The following is a 26566-nucleotide window of genomic DNA, read 5'->3' as shown; positions in this document are numbered from 1 at the left end:
CGAAAGCAGCGGGCGGACCATGAAGCGCGCATTTTGCATAGCGGCCATTGCGGCAAGCATCGTATCCGGCGTCACGGGCGGCGCCATGGCGGCAAGCCAGATGTCGGCCGAACGGTTCGACAGCCCGGCCCTGTCGGCCACTCTTCCGGCAATTGTCTATCAGCCGGATGGCCCGACACCGACTGGCGGCTGGCCGGTGCTGTACCTTCTGCACGGCCACGGCGGCGACGAAACGAGCTGGCGCGACCTCGGCGACATCCAGGCGACCCTCGACCGCATGATCGGATCCGGCGAGATTGACCCCGTAATGGTGGTTATGCCGGGTGTCGGCGATAGCTGGTATGTGGATTCGACCGATGTCGGCGGCCCCGGCAATTACGAGACGGCCATCACGCGCGATCTCCGGCAGGCGGTGGAAGCGCGCTACCAGGTGCGCAAGGATCGCGGCGGACGCGCCATAGCCGGCCTGTCGATGGGCGGCTTCGGAGCGCTTCGCCTGGCCCTGTCCCACCCGCAGCTTTACGTCGCTTCCGTCGCCCTGTCGCCAGGCCTGTGGCAGAACATACCGCAGGATCAGCTTGACCTCGCGCCGGAGGCGATGGCCCTCATCATCGACAGCACCTACTTCCACCACGCCGATCCGACGGACGTCACCGAGGGGGTGGATCTGCCGCCGGCGCCCCCCTACTTCGGCAAGGCCTATGGTTCACCCTTCGACGGTCGGCGCTACAACAGGCTAAACGTCTTCACGCTTCTGGAAGAGCGCCTGGAAGCCGGCGACACCCTGCCCGCGCTGTACGTGACGGTCGGCGACGACGACAGCCACAAGCTTTGGCGCGGCGCGATCGCACTGTACGAGACCATGAAGGCCGACGATCGCCCCATCGAGTTCCGGATTACCGATGGCGATCACGTATGGCCACTGTGGAGCAAGACCATACAGGACGGATTGCGCTTCATACAGGGGCAATGGGGCGGCTCCGCCCCGCACTGACCGTGGTCAGCCTGCCGCGTCGCTATCCTTGCGCGGCAAGGCGTCGACATTCATCAGATGCCCGGAGCGGTTCACCTTGGTGCGCAGGTAGCCTTCGTTCTGCGGCGTCACTTCGCCCTCCACCGACAGGCGCTCGTCCACCACGATGCCGCTGCCGCGCAGGTAGGCGATCTTGGCCGGATTGTTGGTGAGCAACCGGACGGAGCCAATGCCGAGTTGCCGGAGGATCGAGACCGCGGCCTCGTAACGCCGCTCGTCGCCGCCGAAGCCCAGCTCCGCGTCGGCGTCCACCGTATCCAGACCCTGATGCTGGAAGCCATAGGCCCGCATCTTCGATGCGATGCCGGTGCCGCGCCCCTCCTGGTCCAGATACAAAAGAACGCCGCCGCCCAGCGCCTTCAGTTTTGCAAGCCCGCCGCGCAATTGATCGCCGCAATCGCATTTCAGCGAACCGAAGAGGTCGCCCGTGATGCAGGACGAATGGACCCGCACAGGGACACTGCCGGAGAAATCGGGCTCCCCGACGATCAGCGCAAGCTGGTCGCGCTGCGCGAACCCGCCCCGAAAGACGGTAAAGACGACATCGCCGATATCCTTCAGGGGCACCGGCGTCCGGGCAACCTCCCGGAAATCGAGCGCAGCGGTGGAGAACCCCTGCTGGATGTCTCCCGGTTCCACTTCCGCGCAGGCGTCGAACAGGGAGGGCCCCTCGCCGATCGCGGCCACGAGAACGGCCGGCAACAGCAGCGCCAACCGCGCCAATGCGGCGGCCTCGTGCACCAGGGGCGTCGCCGCGCGCCACTCGGCCGGGGCATCCGCGCCACGCATGTAACCGAGCCGGCAGATGCTGTCATGATCTCTTGCGCGGGCCGGGATCAGCGCACCCTGCGGGGCATCGAGGCCAAGCACCGCTGCCCGGGGCGGCGTGAGATACAGGCACGCATCCCCGTCCGTGGCGGCCAGGAATGCCTCGTAGATGGATGGGCTGGCGGCATCGAGCGCCAGGACTGCGATCCGCGATCCTTCCTGGCGCAGTACCACCGGGCGGCCGGCACGCAACTCGGCTGCGCCACGCTCGGCACGGAGCGTGCCGGGCGAGCCGAACACCAGATTGCCGACATCACGTCCCGTAACGGGAGCCTTGTCGATATTCACGCAGGATGCCTCGCAGACTGCATTGTGGCCTTTGCTCCTATATGGCCTATCCACGCGCCAGTTTCCAACACCTGGCGTTCGATCCGGTCGAACGCTGTGTCAGGCAAGCTTGCGCCTGGCTTCGCCACGTGCCCAGCCCTCCGTCACCTCGGCAGCATAGGCTGCGAAGCGCCCCTCTTCTATGGCTGCGCGGATGCCGGCCATGAGCGACTGGTAATAGGCAAGGTTGTTCCACGTCAAAAGCATGCCGCCCAGCGCCTCGCTGGTGCGCACCAGATGATGCAGGTATGCCCGCGAGTAATCCCGCGCCGCAGGACAATCCGACGTCTCGTCCAGCGGGGCCGCATCTTCGGCATGGATGGCGTTGCGGAGGTTGATACGCCCATGCCGCGTGAAGGCCAGACCGTGCCGGCCGGCGCGCGTGGGCATGACGCAGTCGAACATGTCGATGCCGCGGGCGACGCTCTTGACGATATCGTCGGGCGTTCCGACGCCCATCAGATAGCGGGGCTTGTCCGCCGGCAGGGAGGGGAGCGTCTCGTCCAGCGTCTCCAGCATGACCTCCTGCGGCTCGCCGACGGCGAGGCCGCCGACCGCATAGCCTTTCAGGTTCATTGCGGCCAGCTCGGTTGCGGAGCGGATCCGTAGGTCCGGCTGGTCGCCGCCCTGCACGATTCCGAACATCGCCTTGCCCGGCTGGTTGCCGAAGGCGACCGCGCACCGCTCGGCCCAGCGCAGCGACATCTCCATGGCGCGCTCGACCTCGCGCCGATCCGCGGGCAGACGCACGCATTCATCCAGCTGCATCTGGATATCGCTGTCGAGAAGGCCCTGGATCTCGATCGACCGTTCGGGCGTCAATTCATGGACCGAGCCGTCGACATGCGAGCGGAAGGTGACGCCCTTTTCGGTCAGCTTGCGCAACGAGGCCAGCGACATGACCTGGAAGCCGCCGCTGTCGGTCAGGATCGGCCAAGGCCAGCGGGCAAATTCGTGAAGCCCGCCCAGCCGGCCTACGCGCTCTGCGCCGGGCCGCAGCATCAGGTGATAGACATTGCCGAGGATGATGTCCGAGCCGAGCTCCCGGACCTGCGACAGGTACATGGCCTTTACGGTGCCGGCGGTGCCCACCGGCATGAAGGCGGGCGTGCGCACCGTTCCGCGCGGCATGGTGATCTCGCCGCGGCGCGCCTTGCCGTCGGTGTTGATGAGTGTGAATGCGAACTCTTGGCTCATGCACGTTCCAGAAGGCAGGCGTCGCCGTACGAATAGAAGCGGTAGCCTCCGGCGATCGCGTGTTCGTAAGCTGCCCGCATCCGTTCGAGCCCGCTGAACGCGGATACCAGCATGAACAGGGTGGAGCGCGGCAAATGGAAATTCGTCCATAGGGCATCCACGGCCCGGAAGCGATAGCCGGGCGTGATGAAGATGTCGGTCGCCTTGCGGAAGGGGTGCACCGTCCCGTCTTCGTCGGCGGCCGACTCCAGCAGGCGAAGCGACGTCGTGCCCACCGCCACGATCCGCCGGCCCTGTTTCCGGACATCGTTCAACCGGTCCGCCGTGGCAGCATCGATCTCGCCGATCTCGGCATGCATGCGATGCTGGGCGGTATCGTCGGCCTTCACGGGCAGGAACGTCCCTGCCCCGACATGCAGCGTCAAGAAGGCCGTCTCCACGCCCTGCTCCCGCAACCGCGCCATCAACTCCGGCGTGAAATGCAGCCCGGCTGTCGGGGCTGCCACGGCGCCTTCCTCACGCGCATAGATCGTCTGGTAATCGGCGCTGTCCTGCGCGTCCACGGGGCGGCGGGCCGCGATATAGGGGGGCAGTGGCAGGATACCGACCTCGGCGATGGCGGCATCCAAGGCCGCGCCGCTTTTGTCGAAGCGCAGGGTCACCTCTCCGCCATCGCGCTTGTCGGCGATCGTGGCCGTCAGTGCGCCGCCGCCGAATTCCAGCATCTCGCCCGCATCGATACGCTTGGCGGGCTTGACGAAAGCGCGCCATTCATCGGCTCCGAGACGCATATGCAACGTCACCTCCACCCGCGCCGTGGTGTCGCCCCGTCGCCGGATGCCTGCCAGCCGCGCGGGGATCACGCGCGTATCGTTGAAGACGAGGCAGTCGCCGGGGCGCAGCAGGCCCGGCAGGTCGCCGACGCGCCTGTCATCGAAGTCCCCATGGGAAGGAACGTGTAAAAGCTTTGCCGATTCGCGCGGAAGAGCGGGCCGCAGCGCGATCCGCTCTTCCGGAAGGTCGAAATCGAACAGATCGACCCGCATGTCCGTCGCCTTCGAAACTAGAGGTCGGCGGCGACGCGCATGGTCTTGATCGAATCGGGATCGCGCACCGGCTCGCCCCGCTTGATCTTGTCGATGACATCCATGCCTTCGACCACCTTGCCCCACACCGAATACTGCTTGTCGAGCCACGGTGCGCGGTCGAAGCAGATGAAGAACTGCGAGTTCGCCGAATTCGGATTGGCCGTGCGGGCGGCCGATACGGTGCCGCGCTCATGCGGCTCGGAAGAGAACTCGGCCTTCAGGTCCGGCTTGTCGGAGCCGCCCGTACCCGTTCCCGTCGGGTCGCCCGTCTGGGCCATGAAACCATCGATGACGCGATGGAACACGACACCGTCATAGAACCCTTCGCGGGCCAGTTCCTTGATGCGCGCAACGTGGTTGGGCGCCAGATCGGGCCGCAGTTCGATGACGACCTGCCCCTTGCTGGTTTCCAGTATGAGCGTGTCTTCGGGCTTTTCGAAGGTCATCGGCCTTCCTTTCGTTCAGAGTGTGCGCAGTGAATGCCCCATCACGCAGGCAAGCACAACCGCCGGGAGAGACGGCTTCGGGTTCAGGACGCGCCGCCGACTGTCACCGAGAGCATCTTGTCCGGGTCTGCGACGGTACCGTTCCGGGCCTCGTCGCCCTTCTTGATCTGGTCGACGACTTCCATGCCCGAGACGACGTCGCCGACGACGGTGTACTGGCCGTCCAGGAAGTCGCCGTCCGCGAGCATGATGAAGAACTGCGAGTTGGCCGAGTTGGGATCCTGCGCCCGCGCCATGCCCACCGTGCCCCGATCGAAGGTCTCGTTGGAAAATTCGGCCTGCAGGTCCGGCAACTGCGAACCGCCCGTGCCGGTGCCCGTCGGGTCTCCGGTCTGGGCCATGAAGCCGTCGATCACCCGATGGAAGACGACGCCGTTATAGAACCCCTCGGCGGCGAGCTTCTTGATCTGCTCCACATGATGGGGCGCGAGATCGGGACGGAGCTGGATGACGAACGATCCCTTGTCGGTCGTCACGGTCAACTGGTTGTCCGGGTCCGGTTGCTGCGCCGAAGCGGAAAAGGTGAAGGCGGATACAAGGATACCGGCGATAAGGCCAAGGCGGGCAAGCAGCTTCATGAGGCAGACTCCGGAACTTTGGGAAATTTCGCGTTCAGGGCGGCCACGACATTGGCCGGCACGAATGCCGAAACGTCACCGCCCAGCCCTGCGATCTGGCGCACCAATGTGGCGGTTATGGGCCTGACGGGCGGCGAAGCCGGCAGGAAGAGCGTGTCGATGTCGGCGGCCATCGCGCCGTTCATGCCGGCCATTTCCATCTCGTAGTCGAGGTCGCTGCCGCTGCGCAGACCGCGCAGCAGGACGCTCGCTCCGTTGGCGCGCGCGGCGTCGACGACGAGGCCCTTGAACGCGATCACCTTCAATCCCGGTATCGGACCGCCCAGCGCCTCGCCGATCATGGCCACGCGCTCATCGAAGGTGAAGAGCGGCTTCTTGCCCGGATGCACGCCAATGGCGACGACGACTTCGTCGAACAGGCGCAGGCCGCGGCGAATGATATCCAGATGGCCGTTGGTTATCGGGTCGAACGACCCCGAATACAATGCGCGGCGCGGCTCGTTCATAGCTTCGTAACCCTCATCGCAGGCAAGGCCATCTCGTTAAAATTGGACATATCCGCGAAACCCCTTCGCGAGCAAATGGCGCGCAATCTGCAATCAGACAGGAACATGCGTGCGGTTTCGCGGAAGGCGGCGCAAGGCGTGGAACCAACGGCGGGTTAACCACGTTTTCCACGCAAATTCGGAGGCTTAGGAATGCTCATCTTCGCATTGTCCATGGCCATGGTCGTCACTCTGCTCACGGCCACCGCCATTACCATACATAACGAAGCGGATAAGGCGCGCGTCAGAGCCTCCGTCCGCAAGAACCGCGTAATGTACTGATACGGGCATCCCGCCGGTATCCGTGAACAAAGGGGCCGATCCCATGGACGGCCCCTTGTCTTTTCAGGTGACGCTCAGCCTTCGGTTGTCGGCTCGCCCGGCTCATCGCCGCCGCCGGCCTCGCCGAGCTCGGGAACTTCCTCGCCCTGGTCGGGAATCCGCTCCACGGACACGACACGCTCACCGTCGGCTGTGTTGAAGATCGTTACGCCCTTGGTGGCGCGGCTGGCGATGCGAATGCCGTTGACGGGCACACGGATCATCTGGCCGCGATCCGAAATCAGCAGAAGCTGGTCGCTTTCCTCGACCGGGAAACCGGCCACCAGGGCCCCGATGTCGCCGATGCGCGACACGTCCGTAGCCCTGATGCCCTTGCCACCCCGCCCGATGGTGCGGAAATCGTACGAAGACGAACGCTTGCCGAAGCCGAATTCGCTGATCGTCAGCACGAATTCTTCCGCCGCGCTCAGGAAGGCGTAACGCTCCTGCGTCAGCGACACTTCCTCGGTTGCCTCCTCGTCGGCTACGACCTCGCCGGTCGCCTCTCCGTCGACCGCGCGGCGCATGCGAAGATAGGTCGCGCGCTCGGCCGGCGTCGCATCCACGTGACGCATGATCGCCATGGAGATCAGGCGGTCTCCTTCGGCCAGCGACATGCCGCGCACGCCTACGGAATTGCGGCCCGCAAAGACGCGCACGTCCGTGACGGGGAATCGGATGCACTGCCCCGACGCCGCCGTCAGCAGCACGTCGTCATCTTCCGAGCAGGTGGCCACCGCCAGGATCTCGTCGCCGGCCTCGTCCAGCTTCATGGCGATCTTGCCGTTGCGGTTGACCTGCACGAAATCGGACAGCTTGTTGCGGCGCACGGTGCCGCGCGTCGTGGCGAACATGACGTTCAGTGCCTCGGCGGCCTCTTCGTCGTTCGGCAGCGGCAGGATCGAGGTGATCCGCTCGCCCTTTTCCAGCGGCAGCATGTTCACCAGCGCCTTGCCGCGCGATTGCGGCGTCGCCAGCGGCAGGCGCCACACCTTCTCCTTGTAGACGATGCCCCGCGACGAGAAGAACAGGACGGGCGTATGCGTGTTGGCGACGAACAGGCGCGTGACGGAATCCTCGTCGCCCTTCAGCGCCATGCCCGAGCGCCCCTTGCCGCCACGGCGCTGGGCGCGATAGGTGGCCAGCGGAACACGCTTGATGTAGCCGCCATGGCTGACGGTCACGACCATCTCCTCGCGGGGGATCAGGTCTTCGTCTTCGAGGTCGGCGGCGCCTTCGCTGAGTTCCGTGCGCCGGGGCGTGGCGAACTCGTCGCGTGCCGCGGCCAGCTCCGCCTTGACGATCTCCCGCACGCGCACGCGTGAAGAGAGAATGTCGAGATAATCGCGGATCTCTTCGCCCAGCTTGTTCAGCTCGTCGCCGATCTCGTCGCGCCCGAGCGCCGTAAGGCGCTGCAGCCGCAGATCGAGGATCGCGCGGGCCTGCGCTTCCGACAGGCGGTACGTACCGGCGTCGGAGATCTTGTAGACCGGATCGTCGATCAGGCGGATCAGCGGCTCGACGTCCCGCGCGTCCCAGTCGCGGCTCATCAACTGCTCGCGCGCAGTGGCCGGGTCCGGCGCCTCGCGGATCAGCTTGATGATCGCGTCTATGTTGGCGACGGCGATGGCCAGTCCAACCAGCACGTGGGCGCGTTCGCGCGCCTTGCGCAGCAGGAACTTGGTGCGGCGGTTCACCACTTCTTCGCGGAAGGCGATGAAGGCCGACAGCATGTCGATCAGCGTCATCTGCTCGGGCTTGCCGCCATTCAGCGCCACGATATTGGCGCCGAACGACGTCTGGAGCGGCGTGAAGCGATACAGCTGGTTCAGCACCACGTCGGAGGAGGCGTCACGCTTCAGTTCGATGACGACGCGATAGCCTTCCCGGTCGCTTTCGTCGCGAATGTCCGAGATGCCCTCGATCCGCTTGTCGCGGACAAGGTCCGCCATCTTCTCGATCATCGACGCCTTGTTGACCTGATACGGCACCTCGGTGATGACGATGGCCTCGCGGTCGCCGCGCATGCTTTCCACATGCACCTTGCCGCGCATCAGGATGGAACCACGCCCGGTAGCATAGGCCGACTGGATGCCGGCCCGGCCAAGCACGATCGCGCCCGTCGGGAAGTCCGGCCCGGGAATGATCTCCATCAGCTCCGGCAGGGTGATGGCCGGGTTGTCGATCATGGCGATACAGCCGTTCACGACCTCGCCCAGATTGTGCGGCGGCACGTTGGTCGCCATGCCGACGGCGATGCCGCCCGAGCCATTGACCAGAAGGTTGGGGATCCGGGCCGGGAGAACCGTCGGCTCGAGCTCGCGCCCGTCGTAATTCTCCTGGAAGTTCACCGTCTCCTTGTCGATATCCTCGAGCAGGGCTTCCGACAGCTTCTCCAGCCGGCACTCGGTGTATCGCATCGCGGCTGGCGGATCGCCGTCGATGGAACCGAAATTGCCCTGTCCGTCGATCAGCGGTGCACGCAGGGAGAAATCCTGCGCCATGCGCACCAGCGCGTCGTAGATGGAGGCATCGCCGTGCGGATGGTATTTACCCATCACCTCGCCGACGACACCCGCCGACTTGCGGAAGGGTCGGTTATGTACGAGCCCCATCTCGGACATTGCATAGAGCACGCGGCGGTGCACGGGCTTCAGCCCGTCCCGCACGTCGGGCAAAGCGCGGCTGACGATGACGCTCATCGCGTAATCGAGGTAGGAGCGCTGCATCTCCTCTATGATGGATACGGGCTCGATGCCGCTGGGGCGCTCCGCCGGCGGGGTGTCCTTACGATCGTCTGCCAAGACGCTTCCTTGCCTACACTTCGATCTTGCGCGCTTATAGCCTGCGGCGCGGCGGATTGGCAAATCCGCGATCCCGCAACGGCGGGTATTTTCAACGCTTTTTCAACAACTTATTGCCGCCTGCAGCAGATCGCGAAAAAAATGCGCCCTATGGTTGTCGCACGTACTGCGCTGACCGTGCAGGATCGCACCCGCGCTGCCGGCGCGATTCTCGACCAAAGCATTTCCGGCCGAAGCGGAATCGCTTCGGCTGGGGAAAATGCGACAGGACAAATCAACGGAGCGGTATCGCTGAACCGGTGTTCATCGAAACCGCCGCAGGGGTGCTTTTCGATGGCGGACATGCTTCTGACCGGGTTCATCACCCTTATCGTCATCATCGACCCGCTCGGCCTCATCCCGCTGTTCTTGACGCTGACGCCCGGGCGCACGCGGCTCGAACGCCGCCACATCGCCCTACAGTCCAGCGTCATCGCCTTCGTGATCCTGGCCGTCTTCGCGCTGTTCGGGCTCGTCATCATCGAGGCGATCGGCGTTTCGCTGGGCGCCTTCCGAGTCGCGGGCGGGCTCTTCCTGTTCACCATCGCCTTCGAGCTGGTGTTCGAGAAGCGGCAGCATCGCAAGGAGAAAAGCGCCGGGGAGGCCGTGCCCCACCCCGAGGAAGCGGCCAATGTAGCGGCGTTTCCGCTGGCTATCCCGCTTATGGCAGGACCGGGGGCGATTTCGGCCGTCATCCTGTTGTCCGGCAATCTTCCGGGCTTCGTCGGGCAGAGCCTGCTGGTGCTGGTGATCGCGCTGGTCTGCGTCGCGACATTCCTGTTCCTGGCCGTGGCCGACAGGGTCGACCGGCTGATGGGCGTTACCGGACGCGCAGTGGTGACGCGCCTTCTGGGCGTCCTGCTGGCGGCGCTGGCGGTGCAGTTCGTGGCCGATGGCGTGCGCCAGCTCTTTGCGCTCTGACCTCGGCGAACCGTATTAAAAGAAAGCCCGGCCTTGGGGGCCGGGCGTCCGATCGTACCGATGCCTGCGCGCTATCAGACGTGCCGATGCTTGCGGGCTATCAGAACGGGATTTCGTCGTCCATGTCGCCGCCGCGGCCGCCACCGCCGCCGCGCTCGTCATAGCCGCCACGGCCGCCGCCGCCGTTTCCGCCACGATCGTCGTAACCGCCACGGCCACCGCCACCGCCGCCGCCGCGTTCGGAGCCGCCGCCGCCTTCAAAGGAAGCGCCGCCCTCGCCACGCCCGTCGAGCATCTGCAGTTCGCCGCGGAAACGCTGCAGGACGACTTCCGTCGTGTAGCGCTTCTGGCCCTGCTGATCTTCCCAGGAACGGGTCTGCAACTGCCCCTCCAGATAGACCTTCGCGCCCTTCTTGAGATACTGCTCGGCAACCTTGACGAGGTTTTCGTTGAAGATGACCACGTTGTGCCATTCGGTGCGCTCGCGCCGCTCGCCGGACTGGCGGTCGCGCCATGTTTCGGACGTGGCGATGCGCAGGTTGACGACGGCATCGCCGGAATTCAGGCGGCGCACCTCCGGATCGGCGCCCAGATTGCCGACCAGAATGACCTTGTTGACGCTGCCTGCCATCGGGATACCTCAGTCTATGAAAATGAATTCGAACGGGGCGGAAGCTAGACCATCGCATCGTCCGTTCCAAGCGGCCGGCCCCACGAAATCAGCCACGATCCACACCCGTTTGATGCGCGATTGACGCGAACAAAGAAAGAACATAGACAATGGGGCGTCAAGTCTTTTTGCCCGATACGTCTTTCAACCCGCCGTCCCATGCCCGATATGGGAGGCACAGGACCCGTTTTCCCCATTATCGGCCGGCCAGATGAAAAACGTCATCTCCATTCGCGGTGCCCGCGAACATAATCTCAAGAATGTCGATCTCGACATCCCCCGCGACAAGCTGGTGGTGATGACGGGGCTTTCCGGCTCGGGCAAATCGTCCCTTGCCTTCGACACCATCTACGCCGAAGGGCAGCGCCGCTACGTGGAAAGCCTGTCGGCCTATGCCCGGCAGTTTCTGGAGATGATGCAGAAGCCGGATGTCGACCAGATCGACGGCCTGTCGCCGGCGATCTCCATCGAGCAGAAGACCACCTCGCGCAATCCGCGCTCCACGGTCGGCACCGTTACCGAGATCTACGATTATCTGCGCCTGCTGTTCGCGCGGGTCGGGGTGCCGTATTCGCCCGTCACCGGCCTGCCCATCGAAAGCCAGACCGTCAGCCAGATGGTCGACCGCGTGATGGCGCAAGCCGAAGGGACACGCTTCTACCTGTTGGCGCCGATGGTGCGCGGCCGCAAGGGCGAATACCGCAAGGAGCTTGCCGAACTCCAGAAAAAGGGCTTCCAGCGCGTTCGCATCGATGGCGAGTTCTATGACATCGCCGACGCCCCCGCGCTCGACAAGAAGTACAAGCACGACATCGACGTGGTGGTCGACCGCATCGTCGTGCGCGACGACATCCAGGCACGGCTGGCCGACTCTCTGGAAACCGCGCTCAAGCTGGCCGAAGGGCTGGCCGTCGCCGAGTTCGCCGACGAAAAGGACGAGCAGGGCAAACCGCGCCAGCTTGTCTTCTCGGAAAAGTTCGCCTGTCCGGTCTCCGGGTTTACCATTCCCGAGATCGAGCCGCGCCTGTTCTCGTTCAACAACCCGTTCGGCGCCTGCCCCGTTTGCGACGGGCTCGGCTCGCAGCGCGCCATCGACCCCAAGCTCATCGTGCCCGACGAAAACCGCACGCTGAAAGCCGGCGCGATCGCGCCATGGGCCAAGTCCACCTCGCCCTATTACCTGCAGACCCTGGAAGCGCTGTCGCGGGAATACGAGTTCAAGCTGACCGACAAGTGGTCGGCTCTGCCGCAGAAGGCGCAGGACGCCATCCTGCACGGCACGGGCAGCCACAAGATCCAGTTCCGCTACAGCGACGGCCTGCGATCCTACAACGCCACCAAGACTTTCGAGGGGATCGTCCCCAATCTGGAAAGGCGTTGGAAGGAAACCGACTCGGCCTGGTCCCGCGAGGAGATCGAGCGCTACATGTCGGCCACGCCCTGCCCGGCCTGCAACGGCTACCGCCTCAAGCCGGAAGCGCTCGCCGTCAAGATCGCCGAGCGCCATATCGGTGAGGTGACAGAGCTTTCCATCCGCGGCGCGGCCGACTGGTTCGAGGTGCTGCCGGACAGGCTGACCGCAAAGCAGAACGAGATTGCCGTCCGCATCCTCAAGGAAATCCGCGAACGGCTGAAATTCCTGGTCGATGTCGGGCTCGATTACCTGACCCTGTCGCGCGCCTCCGGTACGCTGTCGGGCGGCGAAAGCCAGCGCATCCGCCTGGCGTCGCAGATCGGATCGGGCCTGACGGGCGTCCTCTACGTGCTGGACGAGCCGTCGATCGGCCTGCATCAGCGTGACAATGCGCGTCTTCTGGACACGCTGAAACACCTTCGCGATATCGGCAATACGGTGATCGTCGTCGAACACGACGAGGATGCCGTTCTGACGGCGGATTACGTGGTGGATATCGGCCCCGCCGCCGGGGTGCATGGCGGCCAGGTGATCGCCGCCGGCACGCCCGCCGAGGTCATGGCCAATCCGAAGTCGCTGACCGGGCAGTATCTTTCAGGCGCCCTCGGCGTTCCGGTGCCCGACAAGCGCCGCAAGAAACAGAAGGGCAAGGCGATCAAGGTCGTCGGGGCGCGCGGCAACAACCTGAAGAACATTTCGGCGGAAGTGCCGATGGGTCTCTTCACCTGCGTCACGGGCGTCTCGGGCGGCGGCAAATCCACCTTCCTCATCGAAACCCTGTTCAAGGCGGCGGCGCGCCGCATCTCCAATGCGCGGGACGTGCCGGCGGAGCATGACCGGGTCGAGGGGCTGGAGCTTCTGGACAAGGTCATCGATATCGACCAGTCGCCCATCGGCCGCACGCCGCGATCCAACCCGGCTACCTATACCGGGGCTTTCACGCCCATCCGCGACTGGTTTGCAGGCCTGCCCGAGGCCAAGGCGCGCGGATATCAGCCAGGCCGCTTCTCATTCAACGTCAAGGGCGGACGCTGCGAAGCCTGCCAGGGCGATGGCGTCATCAAGATCGAGATGCACTTCCTGCCGGACGTCTACGTGACGTGCGATGTCTGTCACGGCAAGCGCTACAACCGGGAAACTCTGGACGTAACCTTCAAGGAAAAGTCGATCGCCGACGTGCTCGACATGACGGTGGAAGAGGCTGTCGAATTCTTCGCTGCCGTTCCGGCCGTGCGCGACAAGCTCGCCACGTTGAAGGAGGTGGGGCTCGGCTACATCAAGGTCGGCCAGCAGGCGACGACGCTTTCGGGCGGCGAGGCGCAGCGCGTCAAGCTGGCGAAAGAGCTGTCGCGCCGGGCGACGGGCCGCACGCTCTACATCCTGGACGAGCCGACGACAGGGTTGCACTTCCACGATGTGGCCAAGCTCCTGGAGGTGCTGCACTCCCTTGTCGACCAGGGCAACACCGTTGCCGTGATCGAGCATAATCTGGAGGTCATAAAGACCGCGGACTACGTGATCGACATCGGCCCCGAGGGCGGCGACGGCGGTGGCGAAGTCGTCGCCACCGGGACGCCCGAGGATATCGTTGCCGAGCCCCGCTCATGGACCGGCCGTTTCCTGAAGGAACTACTCCTGCGGCGGCCAGCCGGGAAGGCTGAAGCCGCAGAGTGAATGCAGCCTGCCGAGCGCCTCGGGCACGAGCCCCGGCAGATCCTCGGCGATCAGGCCCGGCCCGTGCAGGCGCGCGGCGACGCCATGCAGCCACACGGCGATGCAGGCCGCCTCGAAGGGCGGAACGCCGTTTGCCAGTTGCGCACCGACAAGGCCGGCCAGCACATCGCCGGTACCGGCGGTGGCCAAAGCCGGCGTGCCCGTCGCGTTGATCGCGGCGCGCCCGTCCGGTGCCGCGATCACGGTATCGCTGCCCTTCAGCACCACCACCGCGCCGGACCGCGCGGCGGCCATGCGGGACATGAATGGCTTGCCGCGTTCCGATTGCGACGCGATGTCGGGAAACAGCCGTGCGAACTCGCCCATATGCGGCGTCATCACGAGCCGGGCCGTGTTGGTGGCGCCCAGCAGGAACAGGTCGGCCGCGTGGTCGCGAAAGGCCGTCAGGCCGTCGGCATCCAGCACCAGTGCGCGGCCCGCCTCCAGGATCGTGGCGGCATAGGCGCGCGCTTTGTCCGCGCTGCCGAAGCCCGGCCCCAGTACGAAGGCGTTCAGGCGCGCATCCGACAGATGATCGGCCAGTTGGGCGGCATCGTCGCATCGCCGCAGCATGACGGCCGTCAGGTGCGCGGCGTTGACGGCCATCGCCCCGCCGGCCGAAAACATCGTCACCAGCCCAGCGCCGCCACGCAGGGCCGCCATCGCGGCCAGCCGCGCCGCACCTGTATGGCTTGGGCCTCCTGAAAAGACCACGGCGTGCCCGCGGGCATATTTATGGTCCGCCTCGTTCGGCTTCAGCAGCCGATGTCGCCACAGCTCCGGCTGGTTGGCGAAGGTGCGCGGCTGGATGCTTTGCAGCAGGCCGGCGGGAATGCCGATATCGGCGACGGTCACCCTGCCGCAGAGGGCGGCACCGGGCTGCAGCAGATGACCGGGCTTGCGGCGAAAGAAGGTCACCGTCGCCTCGGCCTGCGGTGCACGGCCGAGCACCTGCCCGGTTTCGCCCGATACGCCGCTGGGAAGGTCGATGGACAGAACCCGCGCCTGCGCCTCACCCAGGCGCCGCACAAGCTCAGCCGCCGCCCCATCCAGCGGGCGTTGAAGCCCTGCACCGAAGAGGCCATCGACAATGAGGGTGAACTCGGCAGGCAGGAAGGCTTCCGGCGATTCGCCCTGCGATGCCCATTTCGACATCGCGCGCGCGGCGTCGCCGCCTTTCGGTTTGCCCAGCATGAACAGCCGTACGGACCGCCCGCGTGCGCGCAGATAATGCGCCGCCAACACGCCATCGCCGCCATTGTTGCCAGTGCCGGCCAGCACCGCGATCGGGCCCGTTGGCGCCATAGCTTCGGCCACGTTGGCGACTGCGGTCGCCGCCGCCTGCATCAATGAATAGCTGCAACCGCCTAATTTGGCAGCCATTTCATCTGCTTGCGCCAATTCTTTCGGCGTAAGCAAACAAATATCGCCAACATCCGCGTCATGCCGGTTCATTTTTTGCGCACCTTGCCTATTCTTTTTGCAACAAATTGGTGAAACAACGGGCAGAACTGGCCTTCCGTACGGTAGCGTTCGGGAGGGCGACAGGATAGACAACCTTGAGCCCGCGTGCGCATTGGAGACGACCCGATGAAGAAGATTGAAGCGATCATCAAGCCTTTCAAGCTCGATGAGGTAAAGGAAGCGCTTCAAGATGTCGGCCTTCAGGGCATTACCGTAACGGAAGCCAAGGGTTTCGGCCGCCAGAAGGGCCACACGGAGCTTTACCGGGGCGCGGAATACGTCGTCGACTTTCTACCCAAGGTGAAGATCGAGGTCGTACTCGCCGACGAGTCCGTAGCGGCCGCGGTGGAGGCGATCCGCAAGGCCGCGCAGACCGGGCGTATCGGCGATGGCAAGATTTTCGTTTCCAACATCGAGGAAGCCGTTCGCATCCGTACCGGCGAAGTCGGCGTCGACGCGATCTGAGCTCCCGAGCCCGTCCAACATTCGAACATTCCAAACAGGAAGGACTAAAATGACTTCGGCCAATGATGTTTTGAAGCAGATCAAGGATAACGACGTCAAATTCGTCGACCTGCGCTTCACCGACCCGAAGGGCAAGCTGCAGCACGTCACGCTCGACATCGCAATCGTGGACGAAGATCTCTTCTCCGAAGGCACGATGTTCGACGGCTCGTCGATCGGCGGCTGGAAGGCCATCAACGAATCCGACATGGTCCTGATGCCGGATCCCGAAACGGCCCACATGGACCCCTTCTTCGCGCAGTCGACCATGTCGATCTACTGCGACATCCTGGACCCGATCTCGGGCGAGTCCTACAACCGCGATCCGCGCAGCACGGCCAAGAAGGCCGAGGCCTACCTGCAGCAGTCCGGTATCGGCGATACGGCCTTCTTCGGCCCGGAAGCCGAATTCTTCATCTTCGACGACGTCCGCTACAAGGCCGACCCGTACAACACCGGCTTCAAGCTGGACTCGACCGAGCTGCCCTCCAACGACGACACCGAGTACGAGACGGGCAATCTCGGCCACCGCCCGCGCGTCAAGGGCGGCTACTTCCCCGTGCCCCCGGTCGATTCCTGCCAGGACATGCGCTCCGAGATGCTCACCGTGATGGCCGAAATGGGCGTCTCGGTCGAGAAGCATCACCACGAAGTGGCGGCAGCCCAGCACGAGCTCGGCATCAAGTTCGACACGCTCGTCCGCAACGCCGACAAGATGCAGATCTACAAGTATGTGATCCATCAGGTCGCCAACGCCTACGGCAAGACGGCCACGTTCATGCCGAAGCCGATCTTCGGCGACAACGGCTCGGGCATGCACGTCCACCAGTCGATCTGGAAGGGCGGCAAGCCGACCTTCGCCGGTAACGAGTATGCCGGCCTGTCCGAAACGGCGCTGTTCTACATCGGCGGCATCATCAAGCATGCCAAGTCGCTGAACGCATTCACCAACCCGTCCACCAACTCGTTCAAGCGTCTGGTGCCGGGCTACGAGGCACCGGTTCTGCTGGCCTATTCGGCGCGCAACCGGTCGGCTTCCTGCCGTATCCCGTTCGGCCAGTCGCCGAAGGCCAAGCGCGTGGAAGTTCGTTTCCCCGACCCGACGGCCAACCCGTATCTCGCCTTCTCGGCCATGCTGATGGCAGGCCTCGACGGCATCAAGAACAAGATCCATCCGGGCTCGGCCATGGACAAGGATCTGTACGACCTGCCGCCGGAAGAGCTGAAGGAAATCCCGACCGTCTGCCGCTCGCTGCGTGAGGCGCTGGAAGCCCTCGACAGCGACCGGGACTACCTGAAGGCCGGCGGCGTGTTCGACGACGACCAGATCGATGCCTTCATCGAGCTCAAGATGGCCGAAGTGCTGCGCTTCGAAATGACGCCGCACCCGGTCGAGTTCGACATGTACTACTCGGTCTGATCGTCAGGCCCATCTGAACATCAAAAGCCCCGGTCGCGCATGCGTGGCCGGGGCTTTGTCATTCTCCGCCGAACACACTCAGCAGCACCGCAAGGCCCAGGCCGGCATAGAACTGCAGGCTGGCATCGGCAAAAAAGTCGATGATCGAAGACATCACACACCTCCCGTAGGGCCGGTCTTGCATGCCGGCTCGCTGAACAGCGAAGCGGGGCGCGTGTCCGCGCGGATGTCTGGCATTGGCTACACGAACGAGCAGCCTCCTTCGCCACCCAAAAGTATAGCGCAACTGTTTGCTAAGGCAACTGTGGCTTCTACTGCTGGAAAATCCAGTTCAGCGTATCGCGCCAGTCGACCATGCGGATCGGCGTGCCGTGGCTGCCCGTCTCGAACCCGACGAAGCGGATCGGGTAGCCTGGGAACGCGGCTGCAACCTCATCCGTGACATGGCGCTGCAACCCGAAATCATAGACCTTGTCGGCCGAGCCATGGGCGATCAGCGTCGGCAGCGGCCGTCCGCCCCGTGCCTTCATGGCGGCCCGTACATCGCCCGTCGAACTCTGCCCCCCGAGAAGGACGAGGCCCGAGAGCAGGCTTGCCTGCCGCCCCTCCGCGATCGACCAGCACAGCCGCCCACCCATGGAGCCGCAGGCCACGACGATGCGCGCGGACGGATGGCGCGATGCGATCTCCGCAACGAGGCCCGACGCCCGCTTCTGGTCCGCCTCGGCGAACAGGCCCGCGCTCATGGTCATGTACAGCCCGCCGGAGCGCTGGGCGATATTCTTCAGCCGGTTGAAGTTCCCGCCGAACGTCCAGTCGTTCATGCCGAGGCGGCGGTCGCCGCCCTTGCCATGGATGAAGAGCACGACGAATGCGGGATCGCGCCTGACGCCGGCCAGCGACACTTCGACGGGGCCGGCCTGCGTATGCCAGATTTCATCCGTCTGCCGGCGCGTCGGCGACAGGTCCACATAGTCGCGCCGCACCCGACGTTCCGGAACCTCGTCGCGCCTGTCGATGTCGATTTCCGCCGCATAGGGAACGTCGAGGACCCGCCCGCCCGCCAGGCTGGCCGTGCCGTCCCGGTAGCCGAAGAGGCCATCCTTGTAGGGCGAAATGCTCTGGCCTGCCGCCGGCAGGCTGCCCGCCGGCATGGTCAGGACCGCCAGGGCCAGCGCCAGCAGGAACGAGGAACAACGTCGTGGCACGGCTTCTCCCGGGGAATCATCTGGCTTCCGGCCCCAGAGTGGCGGTTGCGTCCCCGCTTGTCGAGCCTGTGGGACAGTCGACGAAAACCGTGGAGAAGCGCATGTTTCCAAGCTTTTGCTGCCTGAAACCACGGCGTTGCGCTTGTAGAACATTTCGTGAAAGTATACCCAGAGGCATGCGGATGGAGGCGGGTGCGAAAAGTTTGGCATTGCGGCGCGAAAGTGGGGCACGGATATGAGCGACGATCTGTTTTCCGGTTCAGCCGCGCGCGTCGTCCCGATGGCCGACGCCCCTGCGCAACAGCCGCGCGCGCCGCAGCGTGCTCCGCAGGCCCCGTCCGACAACGACTATACCGCGGCCGATATCGAGGTGCTGGAGGGGCTGGAGCCCGTCCGCCGGCGCCCGGGAATGTATGTGGGCGGTACGGATTCCAAGGCGCTCCACCACCTGTTCGCCGAAGTCATCGACAATTCGATGGACGAGGCGGTGGCCGGCCATGCCACCTTCATCGAGGTCGCGCTTGACGCGCAGGGTTTCCTGTCGGTCACCGATAACGGGCGCGGCATTCCGGTGGACCCGCATCCCAAATACAAGGACAAGTCGGCTCTCGAGGTCATCATGACCACGCTGCATGCCGGCGGCAAGTTCGACTCCAAGGTCTATGAAACCTCCGGCGGCCTGCACGGCGTCGGCGTATCGGTCGTCAATGCTCTGTCCGATGTCCTGGAAGTGGAGATCGCACGCAACCGTCGGCTCTATCGGCAGAGCTATGCGCGCGGGGTCGCAACAAGCCCGCTCCAGGAGGTCGGCGAGGTGCAGAACCGTCGCGGTACGCGCGTACGGTTCCGCCCGGACAGCCAGATCTTCGGCGAGGGAGCGACATTCGATCCGGCACGCCTGTTCGCCATGGCGCGGTCCAAGGCCTATCTGTTCGGTGGGGTGGAGATCCGGTGGTCCTGCGATCCGGCCCTTCTCGGCGAGGCCGAGGTACCGCCCAAGGCTACATTCCACTTCCCCGGCGGCTTGAAGGATTATCTCGAGACGAGCATCGGCTCCGAGCATCGCGTCACGACGCAGGTTTTTTCCGGCCGCACGCAGAAAGCGTCCGGCCACGGCGCGGTGGAATGGGCCGTCTGCTGGACGGCGGCGGACGGCGCTGTCCGGTCCTACTGCAACACCATCCCGACGCCGGAGGGCGGCACGCACGAAGCCGGCCTGCGCAGTGTGCTTCTGCGCGGCATCAAGGCTTTCGCGGAGGTGTCCGGCAACAAGCGGGCCAGCGTCATCACCGCCGAGGACATCATGGTGACGGCCTCGGCCATGCTGTCGGTCTTCATCCGCGAACCCGAGTTCGTCGGCCAGACCAAGGATCGCCTGGCAACGGGCGAGGCCCAGCGCATCGTCGAGAGCGCCATCCGCGACAGCTTCGACATCTGGCTTGCCAGCTCGCCGCAGGATGCCGCGCGCCTGATCGACTGGGTGGTCGAACGCGCCGACGAGCGGCTTCGCCGGCGCGCCGAAAAAGAAGTCAGCCGCAAGACGGCGACGCGCAAGCTGCGGCTGCCGGGCAAGCTGGCGGACTGCTCGCAGAACGGGGCGGCGGGGGCCGAATTGTTCATCGTCGAGGGCGACTCGGCCGGCGGTTCGGCCAAGCAGGCGCGCGACCGGACACGCCAGGCCATCCTGCCGCTACGCGGCAAGATACTGAACGTCGCCAGCGCCGGCCGCGAAAAGATGGGCGCCAACCAGCAGCTCGCCGACCTGATCCTGGCGCTCGGCTGCGGGACGCGGGGCAAGTACCGCGAGAGCGACCTGCGCTACGAGCGCGTCATCATCATGACCGACGCCGATGTGGACGGCGCACATATCGCTTCGCTTCTCATCACCTTCTTTTTCCAGGAAATGCCGGAGCTGATCCGTGGCGGGCATCTGTTCCTGGCCGTACCGCCGCTCTATAAGCTCAGCCAGGGCGGCAAGACAATCTACGCCCGCGACGATGCCGACCGCGAGCGGCTGACGCAGCGCGAGTTCAAGGGCAAGGGCAAGGTAGAGGTCAGCCGGTTCAAGGGCCTCGGAGAGATGCTGCCCAGCCAGTTGAAGGAAACCACCATGGACCCGCGCAAGCGCACGCTGCTGCGGGTCGAAATGGACGACCTTCCCGAATCCGGAACCGCCGGCGCGGTGGAAGCCTTGATGGGAAACAAGCCCGAAGCCCGCTTCCGCTTCATCCAGGAGCGGGCGGCATTCGCCGAAGATCTGGACGTCTGACCATGAACTCACGCATCTTGCCCGCTCTCTCCCTTGCCTGCCTGCTGGCCATGCCCGCCCTTGCGCAGGATACCGCGCCCGAAGGCGTCGAGCCGCCGCAGACCATGCCATCGGAGACGTCGCCGCAGGCGGCAGCCGCTCCGGAACTCGATCAGCTATCGCCCTACATCACCGATGTGCAGGTGCTGGGCCCCTGGGCCGACGGCGAAAGTAACGGCGTGTGGCGCACGGTCCTGCTCCAGGCAGCGGGGGACCCGGATGGCAACCGGTTCTTCGTGCAGCAGGTCCGGGAGGACGAAGGACAGTTATCGGTGCTGTCGACAACCGAGATCGTGGAAATCGCCGGACTAAACGGCGCTATCGTCAATTATCGGGCCGACGAACCGTCCGCGGATGCCCCGTCCACGCTGTCTCTGTTTCTGGATATCGTACCGCTGGACGGTGAGATCGCCGAAACATACGAACTGTTCGTCACCCCGGGCGAGCCCTACACGTTTGGGCCGGCGTCCAATTGAAGCCCGGTCCGGCCATAGATCGGCCTCAAGAAAAAGCCGCCCTTTCGTGTCGGTTTTCCAATCAGCTTACGGTATCGCGCCGCCCTTAATGTTGCGACAACTTGACATTCCGGGCCTGCAGTTCTATGGCCGATGCGAATGCATATGCCTTCCCCAACCTTGTCTTCGACCATTGAGATCAAGAGATTAAACCCCTTCATGCCATTTTCAGAGCTGGGACTTAGCGCCAAGGTTCTCGAGGCCGTCGAGAAAGCCGGATATTCGGAGCCCACGCCCATCCAGGCGCAGGCCATCCCGCATGCCCTGCAACGCCGCGACGTGCTGGGTATCGCCCAGACCGGAACGGGCAAGACGGCATCCTTCGTGCTGCCCATGCTGACCCTCCTGGAAAAGGGGCGCGCTCGGGCTCGTATGCCGCGGACGCTCATCATCGAGCCGACCCGCGAACTGGCGGCGCAGGTCGAGGAATCCTTTGATAAATACGGCGTCAACAGCCGGCTGAACGTGGCTCTGCTGATCGGCGGCGTCTCCTTCGAAGACCAGAACCGCAAGCTGGAGCGCGGCGTCGACGTGCTGATCGCGACGCCCGGCCGCCTTCTCGATCATTTCGAGCGCGGCAAACTCCTGATGACCGGCGTGGAAATCCTCGTCATCGACGAGGCAGACCGGATGCTCGACATGGGCTTCATCCCGGATATCGAGCGTATCTGCAAGGTTATTCCCTTCACGCGGCAGACGCTGTTCTTCTCGGCGACGATGCCGCCCGAGATCACCCGCCTCGCCGACCAGTTTCTCCAGAACCCCGTACGTGTCGAGGTGGCAAAGCCCGCCTCCACAGCCATGACGGTCGAGCAGAAGCTCGTTGCCACGGCTTCCTCGGACTACGACAAGCGCGACCGGCTGCGTGGCCTGATCCGCGACGAGGGCGAGACCCTCACCAACGCGATCATCTTCTGTAACCGCAAACGCGATGTCTCCACCCTGTTCCGTTCGCTGGAGAAGCACGGCTTCTCGGTGGGCGCCCTGCATGGCGACATGGACCAGCGCGCACGAACCATGACGCTGCAGGCCTTCCGCGACAACAAGCTGACGCTGCTGGTGGCATCCGACGTCGCGGCGCGCGGCCTGGATATTCCCATGGTCAGCCACGTCTTCAATTTCGACGTGCCGACCCATGCGGAGGATTACGTCCACCGCATCGGCCGCACTGGCAGGGCCGGCCGATCCGGCAAATCGTTCACGCTCGTCACGCGTGAGGACAGCAAGTATCTGGCCGCCATCGAGAAGATGATCTCCAAGGATATAGACTGGCTCGACGGTGACCTTTCGACCGTGACCGAAAGTGCGGACAGCGGAGACAAGCGCGGCAAGCGGAGCGCGCGCAAGGCCGGCGGCTCTTCGGAGCGCGGCCGTGGCAGAGGTGCGAAGCGCGACATCCCGATCGAGGAGCCGGTCGAGGCGCTTGAAGCCTCGTCCGATACCGTTGACGAGCCAGTAAAGGCCGAACGGGCCGACAAGCCCGCCGAAACCGCGCGTCGGAAGCCGGAGCCCGCCAAGGCTGCTCCCCGCGCGCAGGAGGCGTCCCGCCGCGTACCGGAACCGTCCCGCAACGGCCGCAACCGCGGCGGCAACGACCATGGCAACGAACCGTCCCCGGTCGGCTTCGGCGAGGATATCCCCGCCTTCATGCTGATTCGCACCGCAGGCTGACATCGACCGAACAGTCGAAACGGACAAGCGGCAGGCGCCTGAAAGCGCCTGCCGTTTTTCGTCTTATCCGGCCTTCGCGGCTTCGGGAGCCTTGTCGACCATGCGCGCCAGTTGCGTGGCGATGACCGCGGCACCGTTGAGCCGCTGTTCCGGTTTCGGCCAATCCCGCATGAAGACGATGGACTGGTCGGGCCGGATCTTGGCGGACACGCCCTGCTCTCCGATAAAGCGCACCAGCGCAGCCGGATTGGCGAAGTTCTTGTCGCGGAACTGCACGACGACGCCCTTGGGCCCTGCATCCAGTTTCTCGACATTGGCCTTGCGGCACAGCGCCTTGATGAAGACTACCTTGAGCAGATGGTCCACCTCCGGGGGAAGCGGGCCGAACCGATCGATCAACTCGGCGCCGAACGCGTCGATCTCCTTGGCGTCGGTCAGGTCCGCCAGCCGTCGATACAGGGTCATGCGCAATTGCAGGTCGGGCACGTAGCTTTCGGGAATCATGACCGCGGTGCCGAGCGTGATCTGCGGCGACCACATGCCATTCGTCTCCGGCTCCTCGCCTTTCATTTCGGCGACGGCCTCTTCCAGCATCTGCTGGTAGAGTTCGAAACCGACTTCCTTGACATGGCCGCTCTGTTCCTCGCCCAGGATATTACCTGCGCCGCGCTGGTCCAGATCGTGGCTGGCAAGCTGGAAGCCGGCGCCCAGCGTGTCCAGGGACTGCAGCACCTTCAAGCGCCGATCCGCCCCGGCCGTCGGCGTCTTGTTTGCCGGAATGGTCATGAGCGCGTAGGCGCGCTGCTTCGAGCGGCCGACGCGCCCTCGCAACTGGTAGAGTTGCGCAAGGCCGAACATGTCGGCGCGATGCACGATCATGGTGTTGGCTGTCGGGATATCGAGGCCCGACTCCACGATGGTCGTGGACAGCAGCACGTCGTACTGCCCTTCGTAGAAGGCGTTCATGACGTCGTCGAGTTCGCCGGCCGGCATCTGCCCATGCGCCACGGCCACCTTCAACTCCGGGACCTGCTCGTCCAGGAACTCCTTGATACCGGCAAGGTCCGACAGGCGGGGCGCCACATAGAAGCTCTGTCCGCCGCGATAGCGCTCACGCAGGAGCGTCTCGCGCACGACGAGCGGATCGAAGGGCGAGACAAAGGTGCGCACCGCCATCCGGTCCACCGGCGGCGTCGTGATGAGGGACAGTTCGCGAACGCCGGTCAGCGCCAGCTGCAGCGTGCGCGGGATCGGCGTTGCCGACAGCGTCAGCACGTGGATGTCCGACTTCAGTTCCTTCAGCCGTTCCTTGTGCTTGACGCCGAAATGCTGCTCCTCGTCGATGATCAGCAGACCGAGATTCTTGAAATCGATTGATTTTCCCAAAAGGGCATGGGTTCCGACCACGATGTCGACCGTTCCCTCATGGATTGCCTTCTTCGTCGCCGCCAGCTCCTTGCCGGTCACCAGCCGCGAGGCTTGCGACACGGTCAGCGGTAGGCCGCGAAATCGCTCCGTGAATGTCTTGTAGTGCTGGCGGGACAGAAGCGTCGTCGGAACCACCACGGCGACCTGCAGCCCGTTCATGGCGGCAATGAAGGCCGCCCGCAAAGCGACCTCCGTCTTGCCGAAGCCCACATCGCCGCAGACGAGACGGTCCATCGGCCGGCCGGCGCCAAGGTCTTCGGCCACCGCCTCGATGGCGCCAAGCTGGTCGTCCGTTTCCTCATAGGGGAAACGCGCCTGGAATTCGTCCCAAAGCCCTTCGGGCGGCACCAGCTTGGGTGCGCCGCGTGTCTGGCGCACGGCGGCGATGCGAATGAGTTCCCCCGCCATGTCCAGGAGCCGCCGCTTGAGCTTGGCCTTGCGCGCCTGCCATGCGCCCCCCCCGAGCTTGTCGAGGTTGGCTTCCGACCCCTCGCCTCCATAGCGCGAGAGAAGCTCGATATTCTCGACCGGCAGGAACAGCCGGTCGTCTCCGGCGTAGCGCAGTTCGACGCAGTCATGGGGGGCGCCGGCCGCCTCGATCGTGCGCAGGCCCACGAAGCGCCCGATGCCATGATCGACGTGAACGACGATGTCGCCTTCGGCAAGGCCCGAGACCTCACTGATGAAATCAGAACCGCGCTTGCGCCGCCGCGCGCGGCGGATCAGCCTGTCGCCCAATATGTCCTGCTCGCCGACAACGGCGATGCGCTGGGTTTCGAAACCGGCTTCCACCCCGAGAACGGCGGTGGCGACCGTGTTCCGGCCGATTTCCAGAGCTTGGCTCAGCGTGTCGACGGGCTTGATGTTGCCCAGCCCGTGCTCTTCCACGATCTGCGTGAGCCGATCGCGCGACCCTTCGGTCCAGGCGGCCAGGATCACCTGTTTGCCGTCTGCGCGCAGCCGCGAGATATGCTCCACCGCGGCTGAAAACACGTTGACATCGCCCGCCTGGCGTTCCCCTGCGAAGGTGCGGCCGCGCGTCACGTCGAGGTTCAGCGTATCGGCGCCCCCGGCGTCGCTCTGTGCATAGGCCGACAGGCGCACCGGCCCGGCAGCGGCGATCCGGTCGGTCAACTCGTCCATCGGAAGGTACAATTCGTCCGGTGCGATGGGGTTGTACGGCACGCCCCCGGCGCTCTCGGCGGCGATGGATCGGCGCCGCGCCTCGTAATAGTCGTCGATCAGCTTTCGACGCTCGCCCGCGGCCTCGGTCAACAGATGGTCGAGTACGAGCGGAAACCCGTCCACATAATCGAACATGGTCTCGAGCCGTTCGTAGAAGAGCGGCAGCCAATGTTCCATGCCGGCGAAACGCTTGCCCTCGGAGATGGATGCGTAGAGCCCATCCTCCCGCGAGGGTGCACCGAACCTTCGCACGTAATTGCTGCGGAACCGCGAGATCGATTCCTCACGCAGGGAAACTTCGGACACCGGCGCGAGCTCGAATGTCTTGCGGGTGCCGGTACTGCGCTGCGTGGCGGGGTCGAAGCTGCGGATCGTCTCCAGCGTATCGCCGAAGAAATCAAGACGCACGGGCTCGTCCTCGCCGGGGGCATACAGGTCCAGTATGCCGCCGCGCACTGCAAACTCGCCGGCCTCGCGGACGGTGGTCACACGCTCGAAGCCGCCCAGTTGCAGCGCATCGACGATGCGGTTCATCGGCACGCGGGCGCTGGCCTTGGCGCGGATCGTCTCTTCCATCAGCGTGGCCAGCGGCGGCATGCGTTGCAGAAGGGCGTTCGCCGTCGTCAGGATCACGGCGCGGTGCGGCTGGGTCCGCAATTCGCCGATGGCCGTCATTGCGGCAAGGCGGGTGGCCGCCGTGCCCGAAGACGGGCCGACGCGGTCGTATGGAAGGCAGTCCCAGGCGGGCAGCGTCAGAACGGGCAGATCCGGAGCGACGAAGCGCAGGGCGTCCTCGACCTCTCCCATGGAGCCGCCATCGCGCATGACGAAGACGATGGGCCGATCGCCGCCCCGGTGGCGCGCAATCTCGGCCAGAAT

General features: G+C 64.8%; 19 protein-coding genes. 8 read left to right on the top strand and 11 right to left on the bottom strand.

Features of this window, described 5'->3' with window-relative positions; genetic code table 11:
• Positions 1-19 precede the first annotated feature (19 nt).
• Positions 20-994 carry an alpha/beta hydrolase family protein gene (locus IGS74_RS11180; protein WP_192386190.1) on the top strand — a complete coding sequence of 325 codons (975 nt, stop codon included), beginning with the start codon at positions 20-22 and terminating at the stop codon, positions 992-994.
• Positions 995-1000: 6 nt separating this feature from the next.
• On the opposite strand, the gene ribA is transcribed toward IGS74_RS11180, so the two are convergent.
• From ribA to gyrA, 7 genes are all read right to left on the bottom strand, one after another.
• Positions 1001-2149, bottom strand: a complete 1149-nt coding sequence (ribA, locus tag IGS74_RS11175) for a GTP cyclohydrolase II RibA (protein ID WP_246722529.1) — start codon at positions 2147-2149, stop codon at positions 1001-1003.
• Between the two features lie 99 nt (positions 2150-2248).
• Complete coding sequence (gene tgt / locus IGS74_RS11170) at positions 2249-3385, bottom strand: tRNA guanosine(34) transglycosylase Tgt (protein ID WP_192386189.1); 1137 nt, start codon at positions 3383-3385, stop codon at positions 2249-2251.
• Positions 3382-4431 (bottom strand): tRNA preQ1(34) S-adenosylmethionine ribosyltransferase-isomerase QueA, encoded by a 1050-nt coding sequence (gene queA, locus IGS74_RS11165; RefSeq protein ID WP_192386188.1) that lies wholly within the window; start codon positions 4429-4431, stop codon positions 3382-3384. Before queA ends, tgt begins: the two co-directional genes overlap by 4 nt.
• A gap of 17 nt (positions 4432-4448) precedes the next feature.
• Positions 4449-4919, bottom strand: a complete 471-nt coding sequence (locus tag IGS74_RS11160) for a peptidylprolyl isomerase (protein WP_192386187.1) — start codon at positions 4917-4919, stop codon at positions 4449-4451.
• An 83-nt stretch (positions 4920-5002) separates the two neighbouring features.
• The gene (locus tag IGS74_RS11155; RefSeq protein WP_039196256.1) at positions 5003-5557 is read right to left on the bottom strand and encodes a peptidylprolyl isomerase; all 555 of its coding nucleotides are present in this window, start codon (positions 5555-5557) and stop codon (positions 5003-5005) included.
• Positions 5554-6063, bottom strand: a complete 510-nt coding sequence (coaD, locus tag IGS74_RS11150) for a pantetheine-phosphate adenylyltransferase (RefSeq protein ID WP_192386186.1) — start codon at positions 6061-6063, stop codon at positions 5554-5556. The genes IGS74_RS11155 and coaD overlap by 4 nt, the downstream gene beginning before the upstream one ends.
• Before the next feature lie 395 nt (positions 6064-6458).
• Positions 6459-9227 carry a DNA gyrase subunit A gene (gene gyrA, locus IGS74_RS11145; RefSeq protein ID WP_192386185.1) on the bottom strand — a complete coding sequence of 923 codons (2769 nt, stop codon included), beginning with the start codon at positions 9225-9227 and terminating at the stop codon, positions 6459-6461.
• Positions 9228-9560: 333 nt separating this feature from the next.
• On the opposite strand from gyrA, the gene IGS74_RS11140 reads away from it, so the two are divergent.
• Entirely contained in the window at positions 9561-10187 is a 627-nt protein-coding gene (locus IGS74_RS11140; RefSeq protein ID WP_039196260.1) for a MarC family protein, read from the top strand.
• 100 nt (positions 10188-10287) lie between these two features.
• Here IGS74_RS11140 and ssb read toward each other — a convergent pair whose 3' ends face one another.
• Complete coding sequence (gene ssb / locus IGS74_RS11135) at positions 10288-10818, bottom strand: single-stranded DNA-binding protein (protein WP_192386184.1); 531 nt, start codon at positions 10816-10818, stop codon at positions 10288-10290.
• Between the two features lie 250 nt (positions 10819-11068).
• Here ssb and uvrA point away from each other — a divergent pair, with 250 nt between their 5' ends.
• Positions 11069-13945, top strand: coding sequence for an excinuclease ABC subunit UvrA (gene uvrA / locus IGS74_RS11130; protein WP_039196264.1), 2877 nt, complete (start codon positions 11069-11071; stop codon positions 13943-13945).
• Here uvrA and IGS74_RS11125 read toward each other — a convergent pair.
• Entirely contained in the window at positions 13901-15439 is a 1539-nt protein-coding gene (locus IGS74_RS11125; RefSeq protein ID WP_281413003.1) for an NAD(P)H-hydrate dehydratase, read from the bottom strand. The two genes, uvrA and IGS74_RS11125, sit on opposite strands and share 45 nt — an antisense overlap.
• Positions 15440-15574: 135 nt before the next feature.
• On the opposite strand from IGS74_RS11125, the gene IGS74_RS11120 reads away from it, so the two are divergent.
• Together IGS74_RS11120 and glnA are read left to right on the top strand one after the other, a co-directional pair.
• Positions 15575-15913, top strand: a complete 339-nt coding sequence (locus IGS74_RS11120; protein WP_039196266.1) for a P-II family nitrogen regulator — start codon at positions 15575-15577, stop codon at positions 15911-15913.
• Positions 15914-15962: 49 nt separating this feature from the next.
• Positions 15963-17372 carry a type I glutamate--ammonia ligase gene (gene glnA, locus IGS74_RS11115; protein ID WP_039196268.1) on the top strand — a complete coding sequence of 470 codons (1410 nt, stop codon included), beginning with the start codon at positions 15963-15965 and terminating at the stop codon, positions 17370-17372.
• 311 nt (positions 17373-17683) lie between these two features.
• Here glnA and IGS74_RS11110 read toward each other — a convergent pair whose 3' ends face one another.
• Entirely contained in the window at positions 17684-18580 is an 897-nt protein-coding gene (locus IGS74_RS11110; protein WP_192386183.1) for a hypothetical protein, read from the bottom strand.
• Positions 18581-18860: 280 nt separating this feature from the next.
• Here IGS74_RS11110 and parE point away from each other — a divergent pair, with 280 nt between their 5' ends.
• From parE to IGS74_RS11095, 3 genes are all read left to right on the top strand, one after another.
• A complete protein-coding gene (gene parE / locus IGS74_RS11105; protein ID WP_246723142.1) occupies positions 18861-20849 on the top strand; it encodes a DNA topoisomerase IV subunit B in 1989 nt (662 codons plus the stop codon).
• A 2-nt stretch (positions 20850-20851) separates the two neighbouring features.
• Complete coding sequence (locus IGS74_RS11100; RefSeq protein ID WP_192386181.1) at positions 20852-21364, top strand: hypothetical protein; 513 nt, start codon at positions 20852-20854, stop codon at positions 21362-21364.
• A 198-nt stretch (positions 21365-21562) separates the two neighbouring features.
• Positions 21563-23074 carry a DEAD/DEAH box helicase gene (locus IGS74_RS11095; protein WP_192386180.1) on the top strand — a complete coding sequence of 504 codons (1512 nt, stop codon included), beginning with the start codon at positions 21563-21565 and terminating at the stop codon, positions 23072-23074.
• 63 nt (positions 23075-23137) lie between these two features.
• On the opposite strand, the gene mfd is transcribed toward IGS74_RS11095, so the two are convergent.
• On the bottom strand, positions 23138-26512 hold the full coding sequence (gene mfd, locus IGS74_RS11090) for a transcription-repair coupling factor (RefSeq protein WP_246723141.1): 3375 nt from the start codon (positions 26510-26512) through the stop codon (positions 23138-23140).
• Positions 26513-26566 lie beyond the last annotated feature (54 nt).

This window comes from Aureimonas sp. OT7, assembly GCF_014844055.1.
Lineage (GTDB): Bacteria > Pseudomonadota > Alphaproteobacteria > Rhizobiales > Rhizobiaceae > Aureimonas > Aureimonas altamirensis_A.
The sequence above is the reverse complement of the archived record's forward strand: the minus strand, read 5'-3'. Positions and strand labels throughout refer to the sequence as shown.